This is a genomic window from Actinoalloteichus sp. GBA129-24, assembly GCF_001941645.1.
GTDB lineage: Bacteria > Actinomycetota > Actinomycetes > Mycobacteriales > Pseudonocardiaceae > Actinoalloteichus_A > Actinoalloteichus_A fjordicus.
Genome location: NZ_CP016077.1, coordinates 6,125,933 through 6,149,417, shown reverse-complemented (window position 1 = coordinate 6,149,417; position 23,485 = coordinate 6,125,933). Strand labels below are relative to the sequence as shown.

18 protein-coding genes are annotated in these 23,485 nt (G+C 70.1%); 12 read left to right on the top strand and 6 right to left on the bottom strand.

The genetic code is table 11. The features are described from left to right. The first annotated feature begins 5 nt into the window (after positions 1-5). The 8 genes from rnc (at position 6) to UA75_RS26300 (ending at position 10,792) form a co-directional block, all read left to right on the top strand. On the top strand, positions 6-896 hold the full coding sequence (rnc, locus tag UA75_RS26335; RefSeq protein WP_083683640.1) for a ribonuclease III: 891 nt from the start codon (positions 6-8) through the stop codon (positions 894-896). 54 nt (positions 897-950) lie between these two features. After that, on the top strand, positions 951-1,964 hold the full coding sequence (mutM, locus tag UA75_RS33465; protein WP_075742537.1) for a bifunctional DNA-formamidopyrimidine glycosylase/DNA-(apurinic or apyrimidinic site) lyase: 1,014 nt from the start codon (positions 951-953) through the stop codon (positions 1,962-1,964). 735 nt (positions 1,965-2,699) lie between these two features. Further along, on the top strand, positions 2,700-2,807 hold the full coding sequence (kdpF, locus tag UA75_RS26325) for a K(+)-transporting ATPase subunit F (RefSeq protein ID WP_075742536.1): 108 nt from the start codon (positions 2,700-2,702) through the stop codon (positions 2,805-2,807). Beyond that, a complete protein-coding gene (kdpA, locus tag UA75_RS26320; protein ID WP_075742535.1) occupies positions 2,807-4,468 on the top strand; it encodes a potassium-transporting ATPase subunit KdpA in 1,662 nt (553 codons plus the stop codon). Before kdpF ends, kdpA begins: the two co-directional genes overlap by 1 nt. Further along, a complete protein-coding gene (gene kdpB, locus UA75_RS26315) occupies positions 4,465-6,603 on the top strand; it encodes a potassium-transporting ATPase subunit KdpB (protein ID WP_075742534.1) in 2,139 nt (712 codons plus the stop codon). Before kdpA ends, kdpB begins: the two co-directional genes overlap by 4 nt. A 5-nt stretch (positions 6,604-6,608) precedes the next feature. Beyond that, a complete protein-coding gene (locus tag UA75_RS26310) occupies positions 6,609-7,265 on the top strand; it encodes a potassium-transporting ATPase subunit C (protein ID WP_075744237.1) in 657 nt (218 codons plus the stop codon). Between the two features lie 204 nt (positions 7,266-7,469). After that, the gene (locus UA75_RS26305; protein ID WP_075744236.1) at positions 7,470-10,118 is read left to right on the top strand and encodes a DUF4118 domain-containing protein; all 2,649 of its coding nucleotides are present in this window, start codon (positions 7,470-7,472) and stop codon (positions 10,116-10,118) included. Further along, positions 10,115-10,792, top strand: coding sequence for a response regulator (locus tag UA75_RS26300; RefSeq protein ID WP_075742533.1), 678 nt, complete (start codon positions 10,115-10,117; stop codon positions 10,790-10,792). Before UA75_RS26305 ends, UA75_RS26300 begins: the two co-directional genes overlap by 4 nt. 374 nt (positions 10,793-11,166) lie before the next feature. Here the strand turns inward: UA75_RS26300 and UA75_RS26295 are convergent, their stop codons facing one another. Both UA75_RS26295 and UA75_RS26290 read right to left on the bottom strand, forming a co-directional pair. Further along, on the bottom strand, positions 11,167-11,841 hold the full coding sequence (locus UA75_RS26295) for a hypothetical protein (protein WP_075765634.1): 675 nt from the start codon (positions 11,839-11,841) through the stop codon (positions 11,167-11,169). 5 nt (positions 11,842-11,846) lie between these two features. After that, positions 11,847-12,506 (bottom strand): CAP domain-containing protein, encoded by a 660-nt coding sequence (locus UA75_RS26290; RefSeq protein WP_232237458.1) that lies wholly within the window; start codon positions 12,504-12,506, stop codon positions 11,847-11,849. A 487-nt stretch (positions 12,507-12,993) separates the two neighbouring features. Between UA75_RS26290 and UA75_RS26285 the strand changes: the two genes are divergently transcribed. The 3 genes from UA75_RS26285 (at position 12,994) to smc (ending at position 18,668) form a co-directional block, all read left to right on the top strand. Beyond that, positions 12,994-13,314, top strand: coding sequence for an acylphosphatase (locus UA75_RS26285; protein WP_232237456.1), 321 nt, complete (start codon positions 12,994-12,996; stop codon positions 13,312-13,314). Positions 13,315-13,824: 510 nt separating this feature from the next. Further along, the gene (locus tag UA75_RS26280) at positions 13,825-14,613 is read left to right on the top strand and encodes a GIDE domain-containing protein (protein ID WP_075742531.1); all 789 of its coding nucleotides are present in this window, start codon (positions 13,825-13,827) and stop codon (positions 14,611-14,613) included. A 230-nt stretch (positions 14,614-14,843) separates the two neighbouring features. Beyond that, complete coding sequence (smc, locus tag UA75_RS26275) at positions 14,844-18,668, top strand: chromosome segregation protein SMC (RefSeq protein WP_083683638.1); 3,825 nt, start codon at positions 14,844-14,846, stop codon at positions 18,666-18,668. 306 nt (positions 18,669-18,974) lie between these two features. On the opposite strand, the gene UA75_RS35110 is transcribed toward smc, so the two are convergent. Both UA75_RS35110 and UA75_RS26265 read right to left on the bottom strand, forming a co-directional pair. After that, positions 18,975-19,250, bottom strand: coding sequence for a DUF397 domain-containing protein (locus UA75_RS35110; protein WP_075742530.1), 276 nt, complete (start codon positions 19,248-19,250; stop codon positions 18,975-18,977). Positions 19,251-19,525: 275 nt separating this feature from the next. Then, positions 19,526-20,398, bottom strand: a complete 873-nt coding sequence (locus tag UA75_RS26265; protein WP_075742529.1) for a helix-turn-helix domain-containing protein — start codon at positions 20,396-20,398, stop codon at positions 19,526-19,528. 502 nt (positions 20,399-20,900) lie between these two features. On the opposite strand from UA75_RS26265, the gene UA75_RS26260 reads away from it, so the two are divergent. Beyond that, the gene (locus UA75_RS26260; protein ID WP_157434450.1) at positions 20,901-21,320 is read left to right on the top strand and encodes a hypothetical protein; all 420 of its coding nucleotides are present in this window, start codon (positions 20,901-20,903) and stop codon (positions 21,318-21,320) included. A gap of 167 nt (positions 21,321-21,487) precedes the next feature. Here the strand turns inward: UA75_RS26260 and UA75_RS26255 are convergent, their stop codons facing one another. Beyond that, positions 21,488-21,808, bottom strand: a complete 321-nt coding sequence (locus UA75_RS26255) for a GNAT family N-acetyltransferase (RefSeq protein WP_075742527.1) — start codon at positions 21,806-21,808, stop codon at positions 21,488-21,490. 57 nt (positions 21,809-21,865) lie between these two features. Continuing rightward, positions 21,866-23,482 (bottom strand): sodium:solute symporter, encoded by a 1,617-nt coding sequence (locus UA75_RS26250; protein ID WP_083683635.1) that lies wholly within the window; start codon positions 23,480-23,482, stop codon positions 21,866-21,868. Positions 23,483-23,485 lie beyond the last annotated feature (3 nt).

The window sequence follows — 23,485 nt, the reverse complement described above, 5'->3', positions numbered from 1 at the left end:
GCTTCGTGGGCGCACACGGTTCCAGGGGACGATCCCGAGATCATTCCGCACTGCTGACCGCGCTCGGCGTCGACATCGGCGCCGAGCTGCTGGACCTTGCCTTGACGCACCGGTCCTATGCATATGAGAACGGCGGCCTGCCGCCGAACGAGCGCCTGGAGTTCCTCGGCGACGCCGTTCTCGGTCTGGTGATCACCGATCACCTGTATCGACAGCATCCGGACCTGCCCGAGGGACAACTCGCCAAGCTCCGCGCCAGTGTCGTCAACATGCACGCCCTCGCGGGCGTGGCTCGTGAACTCGGCGAAGGCGGCCTCGGCGCGCACCTGCTGCTCGGCAAGGGCGAGGAGCTGACCGGCGGGCGGGACAAGGCGAGCATCCTCGCCGACGGACTGGAGGCCGTCATCGGCGCCGTCTATCTCCAGCACGGCGTGGAGACGGCCCGCCAGACGGTGCACCGCATGTTCGACGTCTTGCTGGCGGAGGCTCCGCTGCGCGGCGCAGGCCTGGACTGGAAGACCAGCCTCCAGGAGCTGACCGCCGCCGCAGGCCTCGGCGTTCCCGAGTACCGGGTGGCCGAAGAAGGCCCCGACCACCGCAAGGAGTTCACCGCGACGGTGATCATCGGCGGGCAGGGCATGGGCACCGGCGTCGGCCGCACCAAGAAGGAGGCCGAGCAGCGCTCGGCCGAGACGGCATGGCGCCTGCTGTCCGACCAGCTCCGCACCGCCGCCGAGGAGATCGGCGAGAGCCAGGACGCCGAGTCGGGGGCAGCTCAGCAGGAGGGTGCTGCCGAGACGGGCCTCGCGAGCGACTTCGAGGCAGGCCTCGCGAAGGCTGCCGAGGGCTCGACGGCGGATGTCGACCAGCCGGACACCGCACCAGAGAAGACGTAGTTCGCGGGCGGTCGATGATCGGCGCCTGCCCGCAGGCGAAGGCGAGAGTCAGTCGTGCCAGAACTGCCCGAGGTCGAGGTCGTCCGTCTCGGTCTGCTCGATCATGCCGTCGGCCGCACGATCGCCGACGTCGAAGTGCTGCACCCCCGCGCGGTGCGCCGACACGAGCCCGGCCCGGCCGACTTCGTCGCCCGGCTGCGCGGCGCGCGGTTGACGGCGGCGAACCGCCGGGGCAAGTATCTGTGGCTCGAACTGACGGGTGCCGTGGCGGCGGCCTCGGAGTTCGTCGGGGCGAGCCTGGCCGCCGAGGACGAGACCGACGGCTCGAACGGAGTCGTCGGTGCTCAGGCGGACCCCGAATCGGGCCGCGGGCACGACGTCGTCCGGCCGCCCTCGCCGTCGGCGGTGGAGGGCGCCGCGCTGCTCGTGCATCTGGGGATGAGCGGCCAACTGCTGGTCAAGGACTCCGCCGCGCCGGACGAGCGGCATCTCCGGGTCCGATTCCGGTTCGCCGACGGCGGCGAGTTGCGCTTCGTGGATCAGCGCACCTTCGGCGGGCTGACGTTGGCCGACCTGCTGGAGGTCGACGGAACGACGCTGCCGGTTCCCGTCGCCCACATCGGCCGTGACCCGCTGGACCCGAGGTTCGACGCCGCAGCCGTCGTCGAGGCGATGCGCAGGCGGCGCACCGGGGTCAAGCGGGCGCTGCTCGATCAGACGCTCGTCTCGGGCGTCGGCAACATCTACGCCGACGAGGCGCTCTGGCGGACCCGGCTGCACTGGGCGCGGCCGACGGCGAGTCTGCCTGCGGCGAAGGCGGCCGAGCTGGTCAATGCCGCCGCCGACGTCATGCGCGAGGCGCTGGGGCAGGGCGGCACGTCCTTCGACGCCCTCTACGTCAACGTGAACGGCCAGTCCGGGTACTTCGACCGCTCGTTGGCGGTGTACGGCCAGGAGGGCCTGCCCTGCCCGCGCTGCGCCAGCCCGGTGCGCCGCGATCCGTTCATGAACCGGTCCGCCTTCTCCTGCCCCGGCTGTCAGCCTGAACCCGCCGACGCCCATCGCTGAGCCGGGAGAGCCCGGCAGCGTTCGTCCGATCGGCGGTTCCCGCTGTGCTGCCTCGGGCATCAGTGCTCGATGCTCGTGACTGCGGTCCGCAGCAGCGGGGCCTGCGGTAGCCCATAGGGCCCTCCTACCCACGTGACCATCGGAGTCGTCTGCTGCCTCGGTGTGCCCGTCTGGCAACCAGGCCCGTCCGCCGTCGAACGCGCGGGATCGGCAGGCCCCGGGCCGCGTTGCGGGGAGGGGACCACGGAGGGCAGGAAAACCCGCATTCTCCACGGCACGTGAGACCGTGGGCCTGCGGTACATCGTGCGGCGAACACGAGAACGCCGCTGCCCTCGCTGCCGAGTCGGTGGCGCGTTCATCACCAGCAGCACGATCATGTGTCGCCCGCCGTCGGCTCCGACCGCCGGGCGGGGCGGCCCGCAATCTAGCCGCGTCTCACCTGGCCGCGATCAGCACCGCCGTGACACCTGGTCTCGGCGTGCCGAGGTGTACTCCGCGAACGGACAGACGATTCGCCTGGTCAGGACGTCGTCAACATCGGGCCGCCGACCATCAAGAAGCCGTCAACGCTCTCGCGCCCGGGCATGCGGCGGACGGATGCTCCGGAGGTGTGTCACCCGATCGGGGCGACAAACCATGGAGGAGACGTCTGGGATGGCTGATCTCGCCTATCTCGCGCTGACAGTCGGTGTGTTCGGCCTGCTCATGTTGGTCGTCCGTGGCCTGGAGCGGTTGTGACGGGCGCCGCGACGAGCGTCGGCGCCGACCTGGTCGCCGGTGTGCTCGCGCTGCTGTTGATCGGATACCTCGTGTATGCCCTGATTCGCCCGGAGAGGTTCTGATGAGCCCGATCACTGCGGGGTTGATCCAGGCGGGGGTGCTCGTCTTCGCTCTCGCCCTGATCTACCGCCCGGCAGGCGCCTACCTGGCGTCGGTGTACACCGGTCGGAAGCACAACCGTCTGGAACGACTCGTCTACCGGTTGGTCGGGGTCGATCCCGATTCCGACCAGCGGTGGAGCGGCTACGCGATCGGAGTTCTCGGCTTCTCACTGGTCTCGGTGCTGTTGCTGTACCTGCTCCAGCGACTCCAGGCGCTACTGCCGTTGAGTTTCGACCGAGGCCCGGTCGACGAGGGGACTGCGTTCAACACCGCCGTCAGTTTCGTGACCAATACCAACTGGCAGTCCTATGTTCCGGAGAGCACGCTCGGCAGCTTCGTGCAGGCCGCCGGGCTGACGGTGCAGAACTTCCTGTCCGCAGCGGTCGGTCTGGCCGTCGCGGTCGCCCTGATCCGGGGCTTCGTCCGGTCGGGGACGGACCGGCTCGGCAACGTCTGGGTGGACATCACCAGGGGGGTCGTCCGAGTGCTGCTGCCGGTTGCCCTTGTTGCGGCGGTGCTCTTCGTTTCGGCAGGCGTCGTCATGAGTTTCGCGGACAGCGTGCGGGTCACCGGCCTCGACGGCATCACCCATGACGTCCCGCTGGCGCCGGTCGCGAGCCAGGAGGCGATCAAGCTCCTCGGCACCAACGGTGGCGGCATCTACAACGCCAACTCGGCGCACCCCTTCGAGAACCCGGCCGCGTGGACCAGCATCGTTCAGGTCTTCCTTCTCCTGGTGATCCCGGTCTGTCTGACCAGGACCTTCGGCATCATGGTCGGCGACCGCAGGCAGGGCACCGTGCTGATCGCCGTCATCACGCTGCTCTGGACCACGGTGTCGGCGGTCACCTGGTGGGCTGAGACTCATCCCAACGGGCCCGCGACACTGGCGGCAGGCGCGGCCATGGAGGGCAAAGAAGTTCGGTTCGACATCGCTTCATCGGTGCTCTTCGCGGTGAGCACCACCGGCACCTCTACCGGCGCGGTCAACGCGATGCACGACAGCTTCACCGGCCTGGGCGGCGGCGCGCTACTGCTGAACATGCTTCTCGGCGAGGTCGCCCCGGGCGGGGTGGGAACCGGTCTGTACGGCCTGCTCGTGCTCGCGGTGATCGCGGTCTTCCTCGCGGGTCTGATGGTGGGTCGCAGCCCGGAGTACCTGGGCAAGCGACTCGGCCGTACCGAGGTGACCTGCGCGGCGATCTCGCTGTTGACGATGCCTGCCCTCGTGCTGCTTGGCACCGGATGGGCGTTGACCCGATCCGAGACGCTGGAGGCGCTCAACAACGAGGGCCCGCACGGGTTGTCGGAGGTGCTCTACGCCTATGCGTCGGCGGCGAACAACAACGGCAGCGCCTTCGCGGGTCTGACCGTCACGGACGACTTCTTCCAGTCGACCCTGGGCGTCGCGATGCTGTTCGGCAGGCTCCTCCCGATCATCGCCGTCCTTGCCCTGGCAGGCGCGCTCGCGAGGCAGCGCACCGTTCCGCCGGGCGAGGGCACCCTGCCCACCGGCGGCGTGCTGTTCGCCGGACTGCTCACCGGCACGGTGGTACTCCTCACCGCATTGACCTTCCTCCCCGTACTCGCCCTCGGCCCCATTGCGGAGGCACTGGCATGACCACCACCGACGAGATGCCCCGGCAGACCCCGGCGGCCGACTCGACCGACCGTCCTCGTGCGGGTGCCTTCTCCCCGAGGCTGTTGCTGATCTCCCTGCCTGCGGCACTGCGCAAGCTCTCACCACGGCACCAGGCGCGCAATCCGGTGATGTTCGTCGTCGCCGTGGGTTCGGCGCTGGTCACCGTGCTGGCCGTCCTCGACCCGGACCCGTTCGCCTTCGCGGTGGCGGGCTGGCTCTGGTTCACCGTCCTCTTCGCCAATCTCGCCGAGGCCGTCGCCGAGGGACGGGGACGAGCTCAGGCCGAGACCCTGCGCCGCTCGCGTGTCTCCAGCGTCGCCAGCAGACTGGGCGGGCCGGACGTCGCGGAGCGCGTCGGCACGCTGCTCGCCGCATCGGACCTGGCGGTAGAGGAGGTCTCTGCCTCCGCGTTGCGAGTGGGCGACCACGTCGTGCTCACCGCAGGGGATGTCGTTCCAGGAGACGGTGACGTCGTCGAAGGCCTGGCCACCGTGGACGAGTCCGCTGTCACGGGCGAGTCCGCGCCGGTCATCCGCGAGGCGGGCGGTGACCGCTCGTCGGTCACCGGCGGCACCACCGTCCTCTCCGATCGCGTCATCGTGCGGATCACCACTCGCCCTGGCGAGTCCTTCGTAGACCGGATGATCGGTCTCGTCGAGGGTGCTCGACGGCAGAAGACACCGAACGAGATCGCACTGACCATCCTGCTGTCGACGCTGACGATCATCTTTCTGCTGGCCGTCGTCGCCCTACAACCCATCGCGGGGTACTCGGGCGGCAGACAGTCGCTGATCGTCCTGACCGCCCTGCTGGTGTGCCTCATCCCCACCACGATCGGTGCGTTGCTCTCGGCGATCGGCATCGCAGGAATGGACCGGCTGGTGCAGCGCAACGTGCTCGCCACCTCGGGTCGTGCGGTGGAGGCCGCAGGCGACGTCGGCACGTTGCTGCTCGACAAGACAGGCACCATCACCTTCGGCAACCGGCAGGCGGTCGAACTGGTGCCGGTGGAGGACGGCGACCTGACCCGGCTGGCAGCGGCAGCAAGGCTCGCAAGCCTGGCCGACGAGACGCCGGAAGGACGCAGCGTCATCGACCTGTGCGCCATGGAGCACGGCCTGCCGATGGAGCTCGACTCGGGCGAACGGAACGCCGAGTTCATCCCCTTCACCGCGCAGACCAGGATGAGCGGCGTCGACCTGCCCGACGGCGGCGGCCTGCGCTCGGTTCGCAAGGGCGCCGCCGCCGAGGTCGCCTCCTGGGTGCGCGAGCGCGGCGGCACCGTACCCGCCGACCTGACGAGCATCGTCGACGAGATCAGCCTGCGCGGCGGCACCCCGCTCGTCTGTGGAGAGACCGATGCAGCTGGTGCCAGGGTCCTCGGAGTCATCAGGCTCGCGGACGTGGTGAAACCCGGAATGCGAGAGCGGTTCGCCAGGCTCAGGTCGATGGGCATCCGCACTGTCATGGTGACCGGTGACAACCCGTTGACCGCACGGGCCATCGCCGAGGACGCCGGGGTGGACGACCACCTCGCGCAGGCACGTCCTGAGGACAAGATCGCGCTGATCAAGAAGGAACAGGCGGGCGGCAGGCTCGTCGCGATGACCGGGGACGGGACCAACGACGCCCCGGCGCTCGCCCAGGCCGACGTCGGGGTCGCGATGAACAGCGGCACCTCGGCTGCGAAAGAGGCGGGCAACATGGTCGACCTCGACTCGAACCCGACCAAGCTCATCGAGATCGTCGAGGTGGGCAAGCAACTGCTCATCACCCGGGGCGCGTTGACGATCTTCAGCATCGCGAACGACCTCGCGAAGTACTTCGCGATCCTGCCTGCCATGTTCGCCTCGATCTTCCCGCAGCTCGAGGCGCTGAACCTGATGGGTCTGGCCACGCCGTCCTCGGCGATCCTGTCTGCGGTGATCTTCAATGCGCTGATCATCGTCGTCCTGATCCCGCTCGCGCTCCGGGGAGTCCGTTACCGGGCTGCGGGCGCGTCGACGCTGTTGCGGCGCAATCTGCTCGTCTACGGGCTCGGCGGCCTGATAACGCCGTTCATCGCCATCTGGTTCATCGACCTGTTCGTTCGTCACCTCCCCGGAATCGGGTGATCACGATGTCCACCACCTTGCTGCGACAGACCATGGCGGGCCTCCGTCTGCTGCTGGTCATGACAGTGCTGACCGGGATCATGTACCCGATCACCGTCTATTCGGTGTCCCGGCTGCCAGGCCTGTCCTCACCCGCCGAGGGCTCGGTCGTCTACCACGACGGCCGTGCGGTGGGTCTGGAGAATCTCGGGCTCGATCTCGTCGATCCCGCTGCCGAGGACGATCCGACCGCCGACCGCTACTTCCATCACCGGCCTTCGGCGGCTGCCTCGGCATCCGACGGGCTCGGGCCCGGTGACCCGGCTGCGTCCGGCGGCTCCAACCTGGCCGGGGACAACCCCGCGTTGACCCGGTTGGTGCATGCGCGAGCGGAGGTGATCGCCACCAGGGAAGGCGTGCCGATCGAGTCCGTGCCCCCTGACGCGGTCACCGCCTCCGCCTCCGGGCTGGACCCGGACATCTCGCCTGCCTACGCCGAACTCCAGGTCGCCCGCGTCGCGAGGGTGACCGGCCTGTCCGAGCAACGGGTGCGCGATCTCGTCGACGAGCACACCCAGGGGCGAGAACTGGGCTTCCTCGGTGGTCAGACGGTGAACGTGCTCACGCTGAACGTCGCGGTCGCGGAGGCGATCAGTGGAGAGTCGGCTGATGATCCCGGGTGACTCGGCAACCCGTGAATCGTGCGCTCCGTCCCGCCTCCGTGCCCTGGTCGAAAGGCGTGCTCGGTGACAGTAGTGGAGCCGGGGCAGACTCGACTCGTGGACATCGCGTCGAATCCGCCAGATGACGATCGCGGGCGAGAGGCTCGGTCGCAAGGAGACGCCGGGACCGGCGACCCGGCAGCCCCCGACGAGAGCCTCCTCGCGGTGGGCACGCCGGAGTCGGGACGCGATGCCCAGCCGACGGGGCGACTCTCCGCACTGCCGCGCCGAGGGGAACTTCGGGTCTACCTCGGTGCGGCGGCAGGCGTCGGCAAGACCTACGCCATGCTCGGCGAGGCGGCCCGCAGGCGGGAGCGGGGCGCAGACGTGGTGATCGGTTTCGTGGAGAGCCACGGTCGAGCCCTCACCGAGGCTCTCACCCAGGGCATCGAGCAGGTGCCCCGGCGCAGGATCACCTACCAGGGAAGCGAGCTGACCGAACTCGACGTGGATGCCGTGCTGGCCAGGGCGCCAGAGATCGCGTTGGTGGACGAGCTGGCGCACACCAACGTGCCCGGCTCTCGCAACGTGCGGCGCTGGGAGGACGTCGAGGAGCTGCTCGCGGCAGGCATCGACGTCCTCACCACCGTCAACATCCAGCATCTGGAGAGCCTCAACGACGTCGTCGAGACGATCACCAAGACCCGCCAGCGGGAGACCGTGCCCGATGAGGTGGTTCGGGCCGCCGAACAGGTCGAACTGATCGACATCACTCCCGAGGCACTTCGCCGCCGGATGGCACACGGCAACGTCTACGCGGCGGACCGTGTCGACGCGGCGCTAGCGAACTTCTTCCGGCCGGGCAACCTGGGTGCCCTGCGTGAGCTGGCGCTGTTGTGGGTCGCCGACCAGGTCGACGTCGCCCTGCGCCGTTACCGCGCGGACCAGCACATCACCGAGACCTGGGAGACGAGGGAACGGGTCGTGGTGTCGATCACCGGCGGTCAGGAGAGTGAGACTCTGATCCGGCGTGCTCGGCGAGTCGCCAACCGGGCGGGAGCGGAGCTGCTCGTCGTGCACGCACTGCGCGGCGACGGCCTCAGCGGCACCAAGCCCGGCGCGCTGGCGCGATACCGGCAGCTGGCCGTCGACCTCGGGGCCACCTTCCACGTCGTGCTGGGTGACGACGTGGCCTCCGCACTCCTCGACTTCGCCAGAGGCGTGGACGCGACTCAACTCGTCCTCGGCAGTTCCCGCCGCTCGCGTGCTGCCCGGCTGTGGGACGAGGGCATCGGCGCCGCGCTGGTGCGCGAATCCGGCTCGATCGACGTCCACATCGTCACTCACCCGCACGCAGGCGAGGGCAGGCGGGGCCGGGTCGCGCCGATCACCGGCTGGCGCCGCGTGCTGAGCTGGGCGCTCGCGGTACTGCTGCCGGGGCTGGTCACCTGCATCGGCTTGCTGTTGGGCGCCACCGTCGACCTCTCCACCGACGTGGTGGGCTTCCTGTTGGTGATCGTGATCGTCGCCTTGGTGGGCGGACTCGGCCCCGCGCTGTGCGCGGCGGTGGTGTCGGGGCTGCTGTTCACCTACTTCCTGACCGCGCCACAGTTCTCGTTGGCGGTCTCGCCCCGCCAACAGGTGATCACGCTGGTGGTGATGGTGGCCGTCGCGGTGATGGTCGCACTCGTCGTCGACCGGGCCGCGCGGCTGGCGGCCCAGGCCGGCCGCTCTCGGGCCGAGTCGGTGCTGCTCGCCTCCTACGCACGCACAGTGCTCACCCACCCCGAGCCCGCGTCCCGGCTGCTGGAGAAGATCAGGGAGAACTTCGGCATGACCTCGGTGGTGATGCTGGAACATCGCGATGCCGAATGGGTCGAGGTCGGGTCGAGCGGCGTCGAGGAGGCCGTCCGAGGTCGTGGGGCCGCACACGGGAGCCTGTCCGGTCAGGTCGGTTTCGTCCCTTCCGGCGCCCTGGGGAGCGCAGGCAGCGATGGGGACGGCGACGAGGATGTGACGAGCGAGATCGTGGTGACCCCGGAGATCCGTCTCGTCCTTCGTGGCAGGCTGCTGCCCGCCGAGGATCAGCTCGTGTTGGAGGCTGCCGCAGGGCAGGCACTGGTGGCCCTGCGGCAGCAGCGGATGGCCGCCGAGACGTCTGCGGCGCAGCGCCGTGCGGACGCCACCGGCCTGCGCACCGCACTGCTGTCCGCCCTCGGCCATGACCTGAGAACGCCCCTGACCACAGTGAAGACCTCGCTGGCCAGCCTGCGTGACCCCTCGCTGAACCTCTCCGACGTCGACACTGCGGAGTTGCTCGCCGTGATCGACGGTGCGACCGATCGACTCGCCGCGCTCGTCGCCAATCTGCTGGACTCCTCCCGACTGGCCACCGGGGCCGTCTCGCCGCGCATCGAGGCCATCGGCTATGACGAGGTGGTCTTCGCCGCGCTGGCGGGGATGGAGGAACGCGAGACAGTGCGTGTCGAGATCGATGAGAGCCTGCCCGACGTCGCCGCAGACATCGGCCTGCTGGAGCGGGCGGTGGCCAATGTCATCGACAACGCGCTCCGGTACGGCCGGGGTGGTCGCGCGCCCGAGGTGGCGGTGCGGGCCAGCGTGTACGGCGATCGCGCTGAGCTGCGGGTGGTCGACACGGGCCCCGGCGTTCCCGGCGGCTCGGCCGAAGAGGTCTTCGCCCCGTTCCAACGACTGGGAGATCGGGACTCACGGCCCGGGCTGGGCCTGGGGCTCAGTGTGGCCCGGGGCTTCCTGTCGGCCATGGGCGGCACGATCCGCGCCGAGGACACGCCCGGCGGCGGCTTCACCGTGGTCATCTCTCTGCCCACGGCGGCGGAGCAGGCGGACCGATGACGACGGTGCTGGTGGTCGATGATGAGAAGGCGTTGGTCCGGGCACTGCGGATCAATCTCGTTGCGCACGGCTATGCGGTGCTGACCGCCCACGACGGGTCGAGCGCCCTGCGGACGGCTGCGTCGGGCAGACCGGACGTGGTCCTGCTGGACCTCGGTCTGCCCGATCTCGACGGCACGACCGTCATCGAGGGCCTGCGCGGCTGGAGCCGGGTGCCGATCATCGTGCTGTCGGCTCGGACCGAGTCCGGCGACAAGGTGCGGGCACTGGACGCGGGCGCCGATGACTACGTCACCAAGCCCTTCGGCATGGACGAGCTGCTCGCCAGGCTGCGCGCGGCGGTCCGCCGGTCGGGAGCGGGTGAGGCCGACGAACCGGTGGTCCGCACCGCGTCGTTCACTGTCGACCTGGCGGCCAGACAGGTCTACCGGGACGGTAGTCCCGTCCACCTCACACCGACCGAATGGGGCGTGTTGGAGGTGCTGGTGCGGAATCGGGGACGACTGGTGAGCCGACAGCAGCTGCTCCACGAGGTATGGGGGCCCGGCTATCTCGCCGAGAACCACTATCTGCGCGTCTACCTGGCACAGCTGCGACGCAAACTCGAACCGGACTCGGGCAGTCCGCGTCACCTGCGTACCGAGGCCGGGATGGGCTACCGGTTCGAGCTGTGATCAGAGGTTGCGACATCGGTCGTCGGCCCGGTTCGCGGCTTGAGCCGTCGGCGTCGGGGGCGGAGCCGGAAGCGGAGTCGGCGACTGTGCCGAGCCGGCCAGGCCGGGCGCTGGGAACGGGTCGCGCTGCGGCGGGGAAGTCGGCCCGCAGCGACGACGCGGTCACTCGGTCGGCGGCGGACCTGCTTCGCTGATCGAGCGGGGGTCCCGGGCGTGACGGCTGCTCCGGCCGGGCAGCCTGCGGCACCGTCGAACCGCCTGTCGCAGTGCGGGCGGTCGAGCCCGCCTGCTTCCACGAGCCGCAGCGCACAACGAAGACGAGGCCGGTCACCCCCGGCAGGGGATGACCGGCCTCGCAGGCGGATCAGGTGCCGTCAGGCCGAGGGGCCGTACAGCGGGTCGCCCGAGGTCGACGTCGGCCCGGCACTCGGCTCCGGAGTCTCGGTCGAGGGAACGCCGGAGGAGATCGGCGGCGGATCGTCGCTGGGGGGCGGCGGGTCGTCGGTCGTCGGCGGGGGATCGTCGGTCGTCGGCGGGTTGGTGGTGGGGGGCGTCGTGGGCGGCGTCGTGGTCGGCGGGGGCACCGTGGGAGGCGTGGTGGGGTTCGACGCCCCGTCATCGCCGCCGCTGCCGCCCTCGGTGCCGCCCGGATCGGTGGTGCCGCCCGGGTTGCCGCTGTCGCCGCCGTTCCCGTCGTTCGGCGGGCGCGGCGGCCTGGTGACCCCGTCCTCGGTCTGCTCACCGGTCTGTGCGTCGCCTGCGTCGCCGTCGGCCTGTTCCGCGTCGACGTCGTCGATCTCCTCGGAGACCACGTCGGTGCTCGGGGCGCCCGACTCGGTCGGGCTGCCTGAGGAGCTGCCGGGGAGGGTGGCGTCGTTGTGAGAGACGTCCTGGCGAAGGATCGGTCCGCTGTCCTGCTGGGCGGGGTTGCCCATGCCCAGCGTCGCGATGGTCGCGAACGCGGTGGCGGTCACCACCCCCGCGGCGGCGAGCAGCACGGTCGGTGGTGCCTTCTTGTGCTCGATGTCGTCCCGGCGGTCTTCCCGCACGTCTTTCACCGTCCGAATACTTGTGTCCAGTACCAGCCGTCAGTGTCCAACCCCACTCCGATCGTGGTCAGATCGCAGTTGAGGATGTTCCCCCGGTGGCCGGGGGAGTCGAGCCACATCCGCATCACCTGGTCGGCGGTGCGGGCGCCCATCGCGATGTTCTCCGCGGCGGGGCTGGGATGACCGGCCGCGATCGCGCGATCCACGAAACTCGTGCCCTCGGGCGACTCGTGAGAGAAGTAGTCCCGGCTTGCCATGTCGCTGCTGTGATTCTGCGCGGCGGTGAACAGCCGGTCGTCGAACCGCAGCTCACCGCATCCCGCCTCGGCGCGAGCCTGATTCGCCAGCGTCACGACCTCAGCAGACTCCGGAGACTGGCCTGCGGCGGGCTGTGTCGGCTCCGGCGGGGGAGGCGGCGCAGGGGGTGGTGCGGGCGGTTCCTGCGTGGTGGGTTCCGGCTCGACCTCATCCGTCGTCGTGGGGACCGGCGGTTCCGTGGTGGTGCTCGGTGTGGGAGGGGCAGACTCGGTCGTGCTCGGTGCGGGCGGCTCGGACTCCCACGACGGAGCCGCGGCACCGCTGGGTAAGTACGGCGGAGCCGAGGAGTGCGGCGCCCCGGCAGCCGAGTCGGCGCCTGCGACGATCGAGGGTTCTGCCGTGGTCATGGACAACGTCCCGGCCGCGACTGCTCCGGCCACCATCGACAGTAGGCCGACGGCCGTGCCGAGGCGTCTGCTCCGGGGGTGGACCACGGGCGGAGACGGTACCAGGACGGCAGGTCGGCGAACAGTGCTTCGTCCTCGCCTGTCGCGGTCGCGGAGCTGCGGATGCCGTCCAGGCCTGCCTGAGGTGTGGTGATCGCCGGAGCGACGTGAACCATGATCGACTACATGCGAACCACACATCGGCGTCGGTGCGGCCTGCCGTTGCGGCGAACCCGCCACGCGGTCGGGGTGAGCCGGACGGTGCTGGTCGCTGCCGAGCGGGCGACCGAAACGGGCGACCTTGACAGTGCGCGACCTTGACTGCGGGCGACCCTGACAGCGGGCGACCCTGACCCGGGCAGCCGGTCGCGTGCAGTCGGATCAGCCGTCCCGGCGACGCAGGCCGGTGGTCGCCGCGACGCGGATGCCGATGCGGCACGATGAGCCGGTGAACACGGACTCCGGAGTGGATTCGGTCGGCGCCGACGGCGAGACGGACGAGGTCCGGCTGACGGCCTGGGTGGCAGGCCGGGTGCAGGGCGTGGGCTTCCGCTGGTGGACGCGGTGCCGTGCCTTGGAACTGGGCTTGTCCGGGTATGCGGAGAATTTGCCGGACGGCCGGGTCGCCGTCGTCGCTCAGGGGCCGCGTGCCTCGGGCCGCCGCCTGCTGGCGCTGCTGCGTTCCGAGCAGCCGCCGGGCGTCGTCGACACCGTCGTTCCGCTCTGGACGCCGGTCGAGGACATCGGGCCCGGCTTCGAGGAGCGCTGAGGACGGCAACGACCTCCACCGAGGCCCACCGCCCAGGCGGAGACGTGGCGGGCCCCGAGCGGTCTCTCCATGTCGTCTGCGGGCGGCAGGCGATCCGGCTCCGGCGTCGCCCCGGCCGCCCTGCACGGTCCGATCCTGCCCATCGGTGTACTGCCGCCTGTCCCGCCGCGCGCCTGCCGTGCCTCTCCCGCGATGTACTGCCGTTCGGGGTCGGGGCCGATCGCTCGGGACCGGATTAGCCGCGTGACGTGATTCATGCTCGCCGTGCGGTGCCGCTGCCGGTGAGTTCCACGCTCGCGAGCCCCGGGCACGCGAGCCTGGCGGAGTGGACGGGTGCGACGGTTGACAGGTGACAGGTGACAGGCCGCCGCACCCATCACCGTCCGGTATCGAAGCGTCGTCGCCTTCTGCGAAGCCGACGACTCCGGCGGGGACTAACCCATATGGTGAAGCCGCTCGGCCCGCCGACCAGCGGGCGGGCGATGTCCGGCAGGAAACGAAGGGTCGAGAATGATCTTCATCGGAATCGGTCTGCTGCTCGTCGCGGTGATCGCCTTCTTCGGGATGTCGCATGCCCGTAGCGAGCTGCACGCGATGATCGCCGCCGACACGCTCCCGGTGTCCGAGCTGAAGATGCTCCGCAAGGCCTCCGACGACGTCGGCGGTCAGGGCACGTTTCGCAAGGAGTGCGAGGTGGTGGGGGTCGCTGAGCCGCTGCCGACCGGCCCGCTGAGCTCCGAGCTGACGAGCACCGAGTGCGTGTGGTTCCGCTACCGCATCGAGCGGGAGTACGAGCACGTCACCATCCAGGACAACCGCCGCCAGGTCTCCAAGCGGACCGAGCAGCTCGCCGAGCACTCCTCGCCGCAGGGCTATGCGATCCGCGATGACGCAGGCGAGCTGATCCTCGTCGAGCCGGGCGGTCTCAAGCCGGACAAGCCGGAGCAGACTCTCAACAGCTATGAGACCGCCCGAGGCGGCGGTGGCGGCGGCGAGGGACTCGGATCGGCGCTCGTCCGGCTGGTGGGCAGTCGCGCGGGCAGCGGCGGCACGATCGGTCATCGGTACACCGAATGGGTGGTTCGTCCCGGTCAGCGGCTGTACGTGCTCGGCGAGGTCAACGACCGCCGGGGCGAGCTGTCGATCGCGAAGCCGGAGAAGGGGCACTTCATCATCTCCACCCGCAGTGAGGACGAGCTGCGGGCGGCCCGGACCACGACGCACAAGCTCATGCGCATCGGCATCTTCGTCGCCGTGCCGCTGGGCATCATCCTGATCATCGCGGGCGCGGTCGGCTGAGTCTCGGCCCCGCCCCTCCTCGCCTGACACACCGTCACATCCCCGGCCGCGCCGGACTGCGCGAAAGAGTGACTGCGGCCTCCGGTCATCCCGTCGCCGTGATCTCGGGCCGGATGCGGGCGCGTGTCCGACCGCCGCACGCGGTGGCTGACCAGTCGCGATGAGTACGCTCGTCGGTCGTACCCGCGTCTGGCGCGCTGGGATGGGGACCGTGGAGGGATGACCGAGCCGTGCACCTGAAGAGCCTGACGCTCAAGGGCTTCAAGTCCTTCGCCTCGGCCACCACCCTGCGCTTCGAGCCCGGCATCACCTGCGTGGTCGGTCCGAACGGCTCCGGCAAGTCCAACGTGCTGGACGCCTTGACCTGGGTGATGGGCGAGAAGGGCGCCAAGGCGCTGCGCGGCGCGAAGATGGAGGACGTCATCTTCGCGGGCACCTCGGGCCGCGCCCCGCTCGGCCGCGCCGAGGTGACCCTGACCATCGACAACTCCGACGGCGCCCTGCCCATCGAGTACACCGAGGTCTCCATCACCCGACGGATGTTCCGGGAGGGCGCCACCGAGTACGAGATCAACGGCGACTCGTGCAGGCTGCTCGACATCCAGGAACTGCTGTCGGACTCCGGCATCGGCCGTGAGATGCACGTCATCGTCGGTCAGGGACAGCTGGCCTCGATCCTGGAGTCCAAGCCGGAGGAACGGCGCGCGTTCATCGAGGAGGCCGCAGGCGTCCTCAAGCACCGCAAGCGCAAGGAGAAGGCGCTGCGGAAGCTCGACGCGATGCAGGCCAATCTGACCCGACTCACCGACCTCACCGCCGAACTGCGTCGGCAGCTCAAGCCGCTCGGCAAGCAGGCCGAGATCGCCAGGCGGGCGCAGGCGGTCCAGTCGGACCTGCGGGACGCGCGACTACGACTCATCGCCGACGACCTCGTCTCGGCCCGCGTGGACCTGGCCAGGGACGAGGCCGACGAGGCCTCGGTCCGGGCGCGTCGCACCGAGGTCGAGCGCTCGTTGCAGATCGCCCAGGCGGAGCAGACCGCGCTGGAGGAGCAGCTGGCGCAGGACGCGCCGAGGCTGAACGCCGCCCAGGACACCTGGTATCGGCTCTCCGCACTGGAGGAACGGCTGCGGGGCACCGTGCGGCTGGCCGCGGAGCGCTACCGGCACCTCACGGCACCGCTGGAGGGACCGCGCGGCGGGCGCGATCCCGAGGAGCTGGAGGCCGAGGCCGAGGAGGCCGCCGAGACGGAGGTCGAGCTGGCCGAGGTCCTGGAGCAGGCCCGCTTCGACCTGTCCGACGCCGTCGAGGCCAGAGGGCTGGCCGAGCAGCGACTCAAGGCCGTCGAACAGGCGCACGTCGCCGCCGCCCGTGCCATCGCCGATCGTCGGGAGGGCCTGGCCAGGCTGGCCGGGCAGGTGGAGGTGCTGCGCAGCAAGGCGGCCTCCACCGAGGAGGAGATCGAGCGGCTGTCGACGGCGTTGGCCGAGGCCGAGGACCGAGCGGACGCGGCCACTCAGGAGTTCGAGGAGCAGCAGGCCGTCGACGACGGGCAGGACACCGACGACGCGGACCTGGGGGAGCTGCATCATGCGGCGGCCGCCGCCAGGGAACAGGCCAGGGAACGGGTCGCCGAGCTGGTGGCCGCCGAGCGCGGCGCCGAACGGGACATCGCCGCCTGGACCGCGCGGGTGGACGCGCTGTCGCTGGGACTGACCCGCAAGGACGGGGCGGGCGCGCTGCTCGCGGCAGGCGAGCGGCTGCCGGGCCTGCTCGGGTCGGTGGCGGCGCTGCTGACCGTGGAACCCGGAGCCGAGGTGGCCCTGGCCGCCGCACTCGGCCCCGTCGCCGATGCCGTGGCCCTGGCCGGGCTCGACGACGCACTGGTGGCGCTGGAGCTGCTGAAGTCCCAGGACACCGGCCGGGCAGGCCTGCTCATCGGCGGGGCGCCGTCCGTCGCGAGTGGAGCCCGACCGGAGCTGCCACGCGGTGCAAGGTGGGCGGCCGACCTCGTCGGCGCTCCGCAGGCGCTACGGCCCGCCGTGCTCCGGGCGCTGGACGGGGTGGTCGTCGTCGGCGATCTCGCGGCGGCGAAGTCGCTGATCGCCGACGTTCCCGGCCTGCGGGCGGTGACGCCGGAGGGCGACGTCCTCGGCGCGGACTTCGCCTCGGGCGGCTCCGGCCGCGATCAGAGCGTCATCGAGGTGCAGGCGGCGGTGGACGACGCCCGCCGGGAGCTGGTGGCAGCGCAGAGCAGGCTGGCAGCCCATGCGGCAGCGCTGGACGGCGCGCGCGCCGAGGAGCGAGACCGCCGAGATCAGATGCGTGCCGCGCAGGAGTCGGTCAACGAGGCCAAGGTGCGCAAGGCGCGCAGCACCGAGCGGTTGAGCAGGCTCGGGCAGGTCGCCAAGGCCGCGCGCACCGAGGCGGAGCAGCTGCGGACCCGCCGCGCCAAGGTCGAGGCCGCGCACGAGCAGACCCTGCGGGGGCTGGCGGAGTCGGAGGATCGGCTGTCCTCCGTCGAATCGGAGCCGCTGGAGCACGAGCCGGACACCGACGAGCGGGAACAGGCGTCCGAGGCCGTCGGCACGGCCCGCCAGCGGGAGATGGATGCCCGGCTGGTCCAGCGGACCGCCGAGGAACGGGCCCGCTCCGTGCAGGGGCGGGCCGAACAGCTGCGCCGGGCCGCACGGATCGAGCGGGAGAACCGGACGAGAATCGCCGCCGTGCGCGCGGCGCGGAGCAGGGGCGCTGCGGTGGCGAAGGCCGTCGTCGACGCGGGCGAGACGGCCTCGGGACGGATCGCGGTGTCGTTGAGCCGTGCCGTCCACGAGCGGGACGCCGCGCAGGCCGCCCGCGCCGATCGGGAACAGGCGTTGACGGCGGTGCGCAACCACGCGCGGGAACTGACCGCCGTGCTGGAGAAGCTGACCGACGCGGTGCACCGGGACGAGGTGCTGCGTGCCGAGCGCCGGCTTCGGCTCGAGCAGCTGGAGACGAAGATCGCCGACGACTTCGGCATCGGGCTGGAGGATCTCGCCGCCGAGTACGGACCCGACGTCGGCGTGCCGCCCAGCGCGGCGGAGACCGCCGAGTACGAGGCGGCGAAGGAACGCGGCGAGGAGGTCACCGCACCGGCCCCGATGCCCTTCGACCGGGACACCCAGGTGCGGCGGGCCAAGCGCGCCGAGCGAGACCTCTCGCTGCTCGGCAAGGTCAACCCGCTGGCCCTGGAGGAGTTCGCGGCGCTGGAGGAGCGTTATCGCTTCCTGTCCACGCAGCTGGAGGACCTCAAGGCCACCCGCCGGGACCTGCTCACGGTGATCAAGGACGTCGACGAGCGCATCCTCGAGGTCTTCTCCACCGCCTACGTGGACGTGGCCAGGGAGTTCGAGATCGTCTTCGCCACCCTCTTCCCCGGCGGCGAGGGCAGGCTGGTGCTGACGGAGCCCGACGACATGCTGACCACCGGCGTCGACGTAGAGGCTCGGCCGCCCGGCAAGAAGGTCAAGCGGCTCTCGCTGCTCTCCGGCGGCGAGAAGTCGCTGACCGCCGTGGCGATGCTGGTGGCGATCTTCCGGGCCCGGCCGTCGCCGTTCTACGTGATGGACGAGGTCGAGGCCGCGCTGGACGACACGAACCTGCGCAGACTGATCGGCCTGCTCGAGCAGCTCCGAGAGACCTCGCAGCTGCTCATCATCACCCACCAGAAGCCGACGATGGAGATCGCCGACGCGCTGTACGGGGTCAGCATGCGGGGCGACGGGATCAGCGCGGTGATCTCGCAGCGGCTACGTGGTCGGACCCGCGCTGCCGTCGACGCGGGCCGGGCCGGGCTCGTGCCTGCGGCGGGATCGGCGCAGAACGGGGCGGTGGTCCCGGACGGCGAGCAGGTTCTGAGTGCAGAGCAGGCCTCGAGTGCCGAGCAGGTCCCGAGTGCCGAGCAGACCGTGAGCGGCGAGCCGGACTCGGCGGAGGAACCGCAGGCAGCGGTGCGGGAACTCGAGACCGTGCCGGAACCTGCGCCGGAGGATGCCGGGCCGGGACCCGCTTAGCGGGCAGGCTCGGGTCCGTTCTCCGGCGAGGATCAGGGGCCCGAGAACGACGGTCGGCCACAGCGGTCGGCTCGGTGCGAGGGTCATGGCCGCCGATGTCCGGCTTCCCGCCCCGGCCGGGCGGGCCGCTGCCGGTTCTCCCGACGGTCCGGCCGGTCGGTCTCGCTAGACGGAGCGACCGAGCAGCGGGTGGACGGCCGACGGGCACGTCGTTCGGTCGGGCGCCTGCCGACCCGGCCTCTCCTGTCGCCACGACCGGCCTGCGGCGCCCGGGCGCCCGAGTGACCCGGTCCCGGCGAGCCCGCTTCAGCGAGCGGACCTCGGAGCCTGCTCGTCGGCAGCGGGCCGCCGCGCGGCGCCTGCGCCCGGCCTGATCGCCACCGACGGCTGCGGGAGTATCTCCTCCACGCGATCCAGGAATGCCGACCACTCGGCGACCGGGAAGCAGAGAACCGGGCCGTCCGGATTCTTCGAGTCACGAACACCGATCGTCTCGCGGATCGTGGTGACTTCGACGCAGTTTCCCGCACCGTTGCTGCGGTTGCTCTTCCGCCATGTCCCTGCGGTAAAGAGCTGCCCCATTATCGGGTCCTCCTCGTGGTGGCATCCGCGACGGGTGTCCCGGTCGAGTGAGCGACAAGTCGTGAATGTCGTTGTCGCACCTGCCGCGTCGCAGGTTGGGGCGATCTGAAGAGCCTGTCTTTGATCGCTGCTTTCGGATCTGCGCGGGGCAGGCATGGCGATCTGCGGCGTCGTCGTCGGTCACCATGACTCCGTTATGGCTCCCTCCTCCTCGCCTTGCAGCTCACCCACGGCTGATCCCCGCTCACGACTCCAGCGGGACCGAAGACAGACTCTCAGGAGTCGCGGGCGAGGTCGGCGGCGAGCTTCGTCATCAGCTCGACGGAATCCGTCGGACTGAGTGCGGTGCTGCGCAGTTCGGCGAAGCTGGTGTTGTAACGGGCGACCTCGTCGCGGGCCTCCACATAGAGACCTCGGCAGAGCGTCTCCAGGTAGACGACGTCATCCTCCCCCTCGGGAAAGCGCAGGATCGAGTACGCGGTGCCCAGCGAACTGTGCGCGCCCGCCGAGAAGGGCAGCACCTGGACGGTGACGTTGGCGAGCCGGGCGGTGGAGATGAGGCTCTCCAGCTGCGCAAGCATCACCTTGGGTCCGCCGATGAGCTGATGGAGCGCCGCCTGCCCGATCACGGCGTGGAACTCCAGCGGCTCCTCCTCGGTGAGCCGGGTCTGCCGTGCGGTGCGCAGCCTGGCGCGACGATTGACGACGTCGTCGTCTCCGGTGGGCTGCTCCCAGACCTCGATCACCGAGCGGGCGTAGTCCTGGATCTGCAGCAGGCCGGGGATGAGGTCGATCTCGAAGGCGTGAATGGAGGTGGCGTCGGACTCCAGCCCGATGTAGGCCTCGAACCAGTCGATCACGGCATCGCCGTAGATCTCCCACCAACCCTTCTGCCTGCCCTCCTTGGCCAACGCGATGAGCGAGTCGGCTCGTTCGCCGCTGACCTTGTATGCCTGGAGCATCACCGTGACGTCGTTGGGGTGCGCAGCATGTTGCGCCCGCTCCAGTTTGGACAGCTTCGCAGGCGAGAAGTTGAGCAGCGGGGACGCCGCCTCCAGCGTGAGCTGAGCCTGCTCGCGCAGCCGTCGCAGCTCGCGCGCGAGCTGACGCCGTCGTGCCGTCGGATTGCCGCGTGGTGGTGCTGCCACCCGTACCTCCTTGTCGACGGGGCGAAACGCAGAACAACGACGAGTCGTTCTGCTGGCAGGCGCGTCCCTTCGACGGACACCGTCGACGCCGAATCGCCGAGACCGGGGTTCGCCACGGTCCGCCGCACTTCTGGTCTCTCCAGTGCCGGGGCCGAGGAACCGCCTTCCTCGGAAATGTGACGCGCTACCACGCCAGTGGGCGGCGGGCGAGCCGCCGATGAGACTTTACGGACAGGACCGGGTCGAGTGCTGCCACTCGATCGGGTGAATCACACGAAAAGTTCAGTCAACTACTTGTCTGGCTGAAAATTTCGGACAAGCTGGTTGTCTCACCAGGTGCCATCGCACATGATTTCACCCCCGATGCACGGACCGTCGGCACGGGTGGCACAGCCCGTAGGCTCTTCGGCGTGAGCGCAGGCGCCCACAGTGGCTCGGCCCGCGAAACAAGATCGAACCATCGGACCGCCCTGGGCTTTGCGGCGGAGAAGTGAGGATGGCGATGTCAGCGCATTCACGGCGATCCTTCACCTATTACCGTCGAGTCGCGGGTGAGGACCTGACGACGGGGCACTGCACCAGTCAGATCGAGCTGACGGAGGATCGCAGACTGCTCTACTTGCGACTGGCCTCGACCGCGCGATTCGCCGTGCTGCTGGACGCCGTCGCCACCGAGCAGCTGATCGCCGCGCTGCGCGCCCGCGACACCCGGACCCTCGACGTGCCGCATCCCGACGGGGGCGCGGTGCCGCTGCGCATCGCCCCGCACCGCAGCCGGATGTCGCTGGGGCTGTTCTTCACCGAGGAGGAGAACATCCAGGTCGCCTTCTCCGCCGATCAGTGTGAGGAACTGATTGATCACCTGCTCGGTGGGCTCGCCTGGCTCACCGGGTCACGCGGCGCCGCAGGCGCCGGGCCCTGATTCCGGTGAGCCAGAGCCCGTTCGCCTGACCAGTCCCCATCCCGAGGCGACGATCCGACCGTACGCGGCCTGCCCGCTGTCGCACCGGGCTCACCGGCCGCTCGTCGAACCGCCGCCGCCGTCGGGCTCCGGCGGCAGGCCCTCGATGCCCGCCCGCCGCACGGCGGCTACGCGCGATCCTGCCGATCGACCAGATCGGCGTAGTCCGGATGACGCGCGACCCAGTTCGCGACGAACGAGCAGGCAGGCCGGATGCGCAGGCCCCGGCCTCGCACGTCGTCCAGCGTCTGGCGGACCATCCGGCCTCCGATGCCCCGACCGCCGAACTCCTCGGCCACCTCGGCGTGCAGCAGCGCCAGCACCGTCCCGTCGACGTCGTAGTCGATGAAGCCCGCGAGTTCCGAGCCGAGCCGGGCCTCGTATCGCCTGCGTTCCGGTGCGTCTCGCACCACGAGGTCCGGCTCGGCTGCGCTCTCCTGGCTGTTCATTTGCGCCATCCTGCCCGCCGCCCTGTCTCGATGCACACCAGCGGCCTGCCTCGGCGCTCAGCCGACCGGGTCGGCCTCGCCCTTCTGCTCCGGCTTCGTCGCGTCCGGCTCCGATCCGTCCAAGGTCTCGTGCGTCGCGGTCGTCCGCTCTGCACTCCCGCCGGAACCGGTCGTCTGCGGAATGAACTCCTGCTGAACGACTCCGCGTCGCGGGCCGCGCAGCGACATCAACCAGCCCACCAGCAGCGTGATCGCCACGCCCAGCGGCGCGAACCACGGGAAGGCCAGCGGCAGCGGCTCGCCGTCGTCGCCGGGCAGCCGCACGAAGGTCACGACGAACAGGACTACGACGATCGTCGTGACGAAGGCGACGACGGCGTCGGTCTGCCGTGCCCGCCGCACCAGCAGACCCAGCGCGAATGCGCCGAGCAGCGCGCCGTAGGTGTAGCTGGCGATGCTCAGTCCCAGCTCCACCACGGGATTCGAGGTCGTGGTGAACATCGAGGCGAAGCCGACGAAGACCAGCGCCCAGACGATCGTCCAGACCTTGCCGTGCCGCAGCACCGTCGCGTCGGAGAGCGGGCGCCGACTGAACCGCTGGTAGATGTCGCTCACCGTCGAGGTGGACAGCGAGTTCAGCGAGGACGACAGCGTGCTCATCGCCGCGGCCAGGATGCCCGCGATCATCAGCCCGGCCAGCCCCGGCGGGAACTCCTGGATGATGAAGGAGGGGAACAGCTCGTCGTTGGCGCCCAGGCCCAGCGCCGCCGGGTCGGCTCCGCCGTAGAAGCTCCACAGCATCGCGCCGATCAGCAGGAACAGGGTGAACTGCAGGAAGACGATGAAACCGCTGGCGATCAACGCCTTCTGACTGTCCTTCACGTCGCGACAGGCCAGCAGCCGCTGCACCATGAGCTGGTCGGCGCCGTGGGAGGCCATGGCGAAGATCGCGCCGCCGATGACGGCCGCGATGAACGAGTACTGGTTGGTCAGGATGTTCGAGCCGAAGTCGAGCAGTTGGAACTTGCCCGCCTCCATGGCGTCGCCGAACCAGCCGTCCGGCAGTTGGTTCGCGAGCAGTCCGACCGCCGCGACACCGCCGCCGGCGTAGATGACCATCTGGATCACGTCCACCCAGATGACCGCCTTGATGCCGCCGAGGTAGGTGTAGACGACGGTGAACAGCGCCAGGCCCAGGATGATCTGCCAGTAGGCGACGTTCAGGCCGAGGGCGTCCAGCAGCAGCTTCACCGGGATGGCGGTGGCGAACAGCCGCACGCCGTCGGCGAGCAGCCTGGTCACCATGAACGTCACCGACGCGGTGCCCTGCAGTCCTCGTCCGAAGCGTTTCCCGAGGAAGGCATAGGCGCTGACCAGGTTCCCCGCGTAGTACCGGGGCAGCAGGACGAAGGCCACCACCACCCGGCCGATGAGGTAGCCGATCGCGAGCTGAAGATAGGTGAAGGACCCCAGATACGCGACGGTCGGCACGCTGATCACGGTCAGGGTGGAGGTCTCGGTGGCCACCACCGAGAAGCAGACCGCCCACCAGGGCAGGTTCCGTCCGCCGACGAAGTAGTCCGCCGCGGACCGTTGTCTGCCCGCGATCAACACGCCGATCACCGGTATGAGGATCAGATAGCCCACGATGACGACGAGATCCAGTGTGTGCATGAC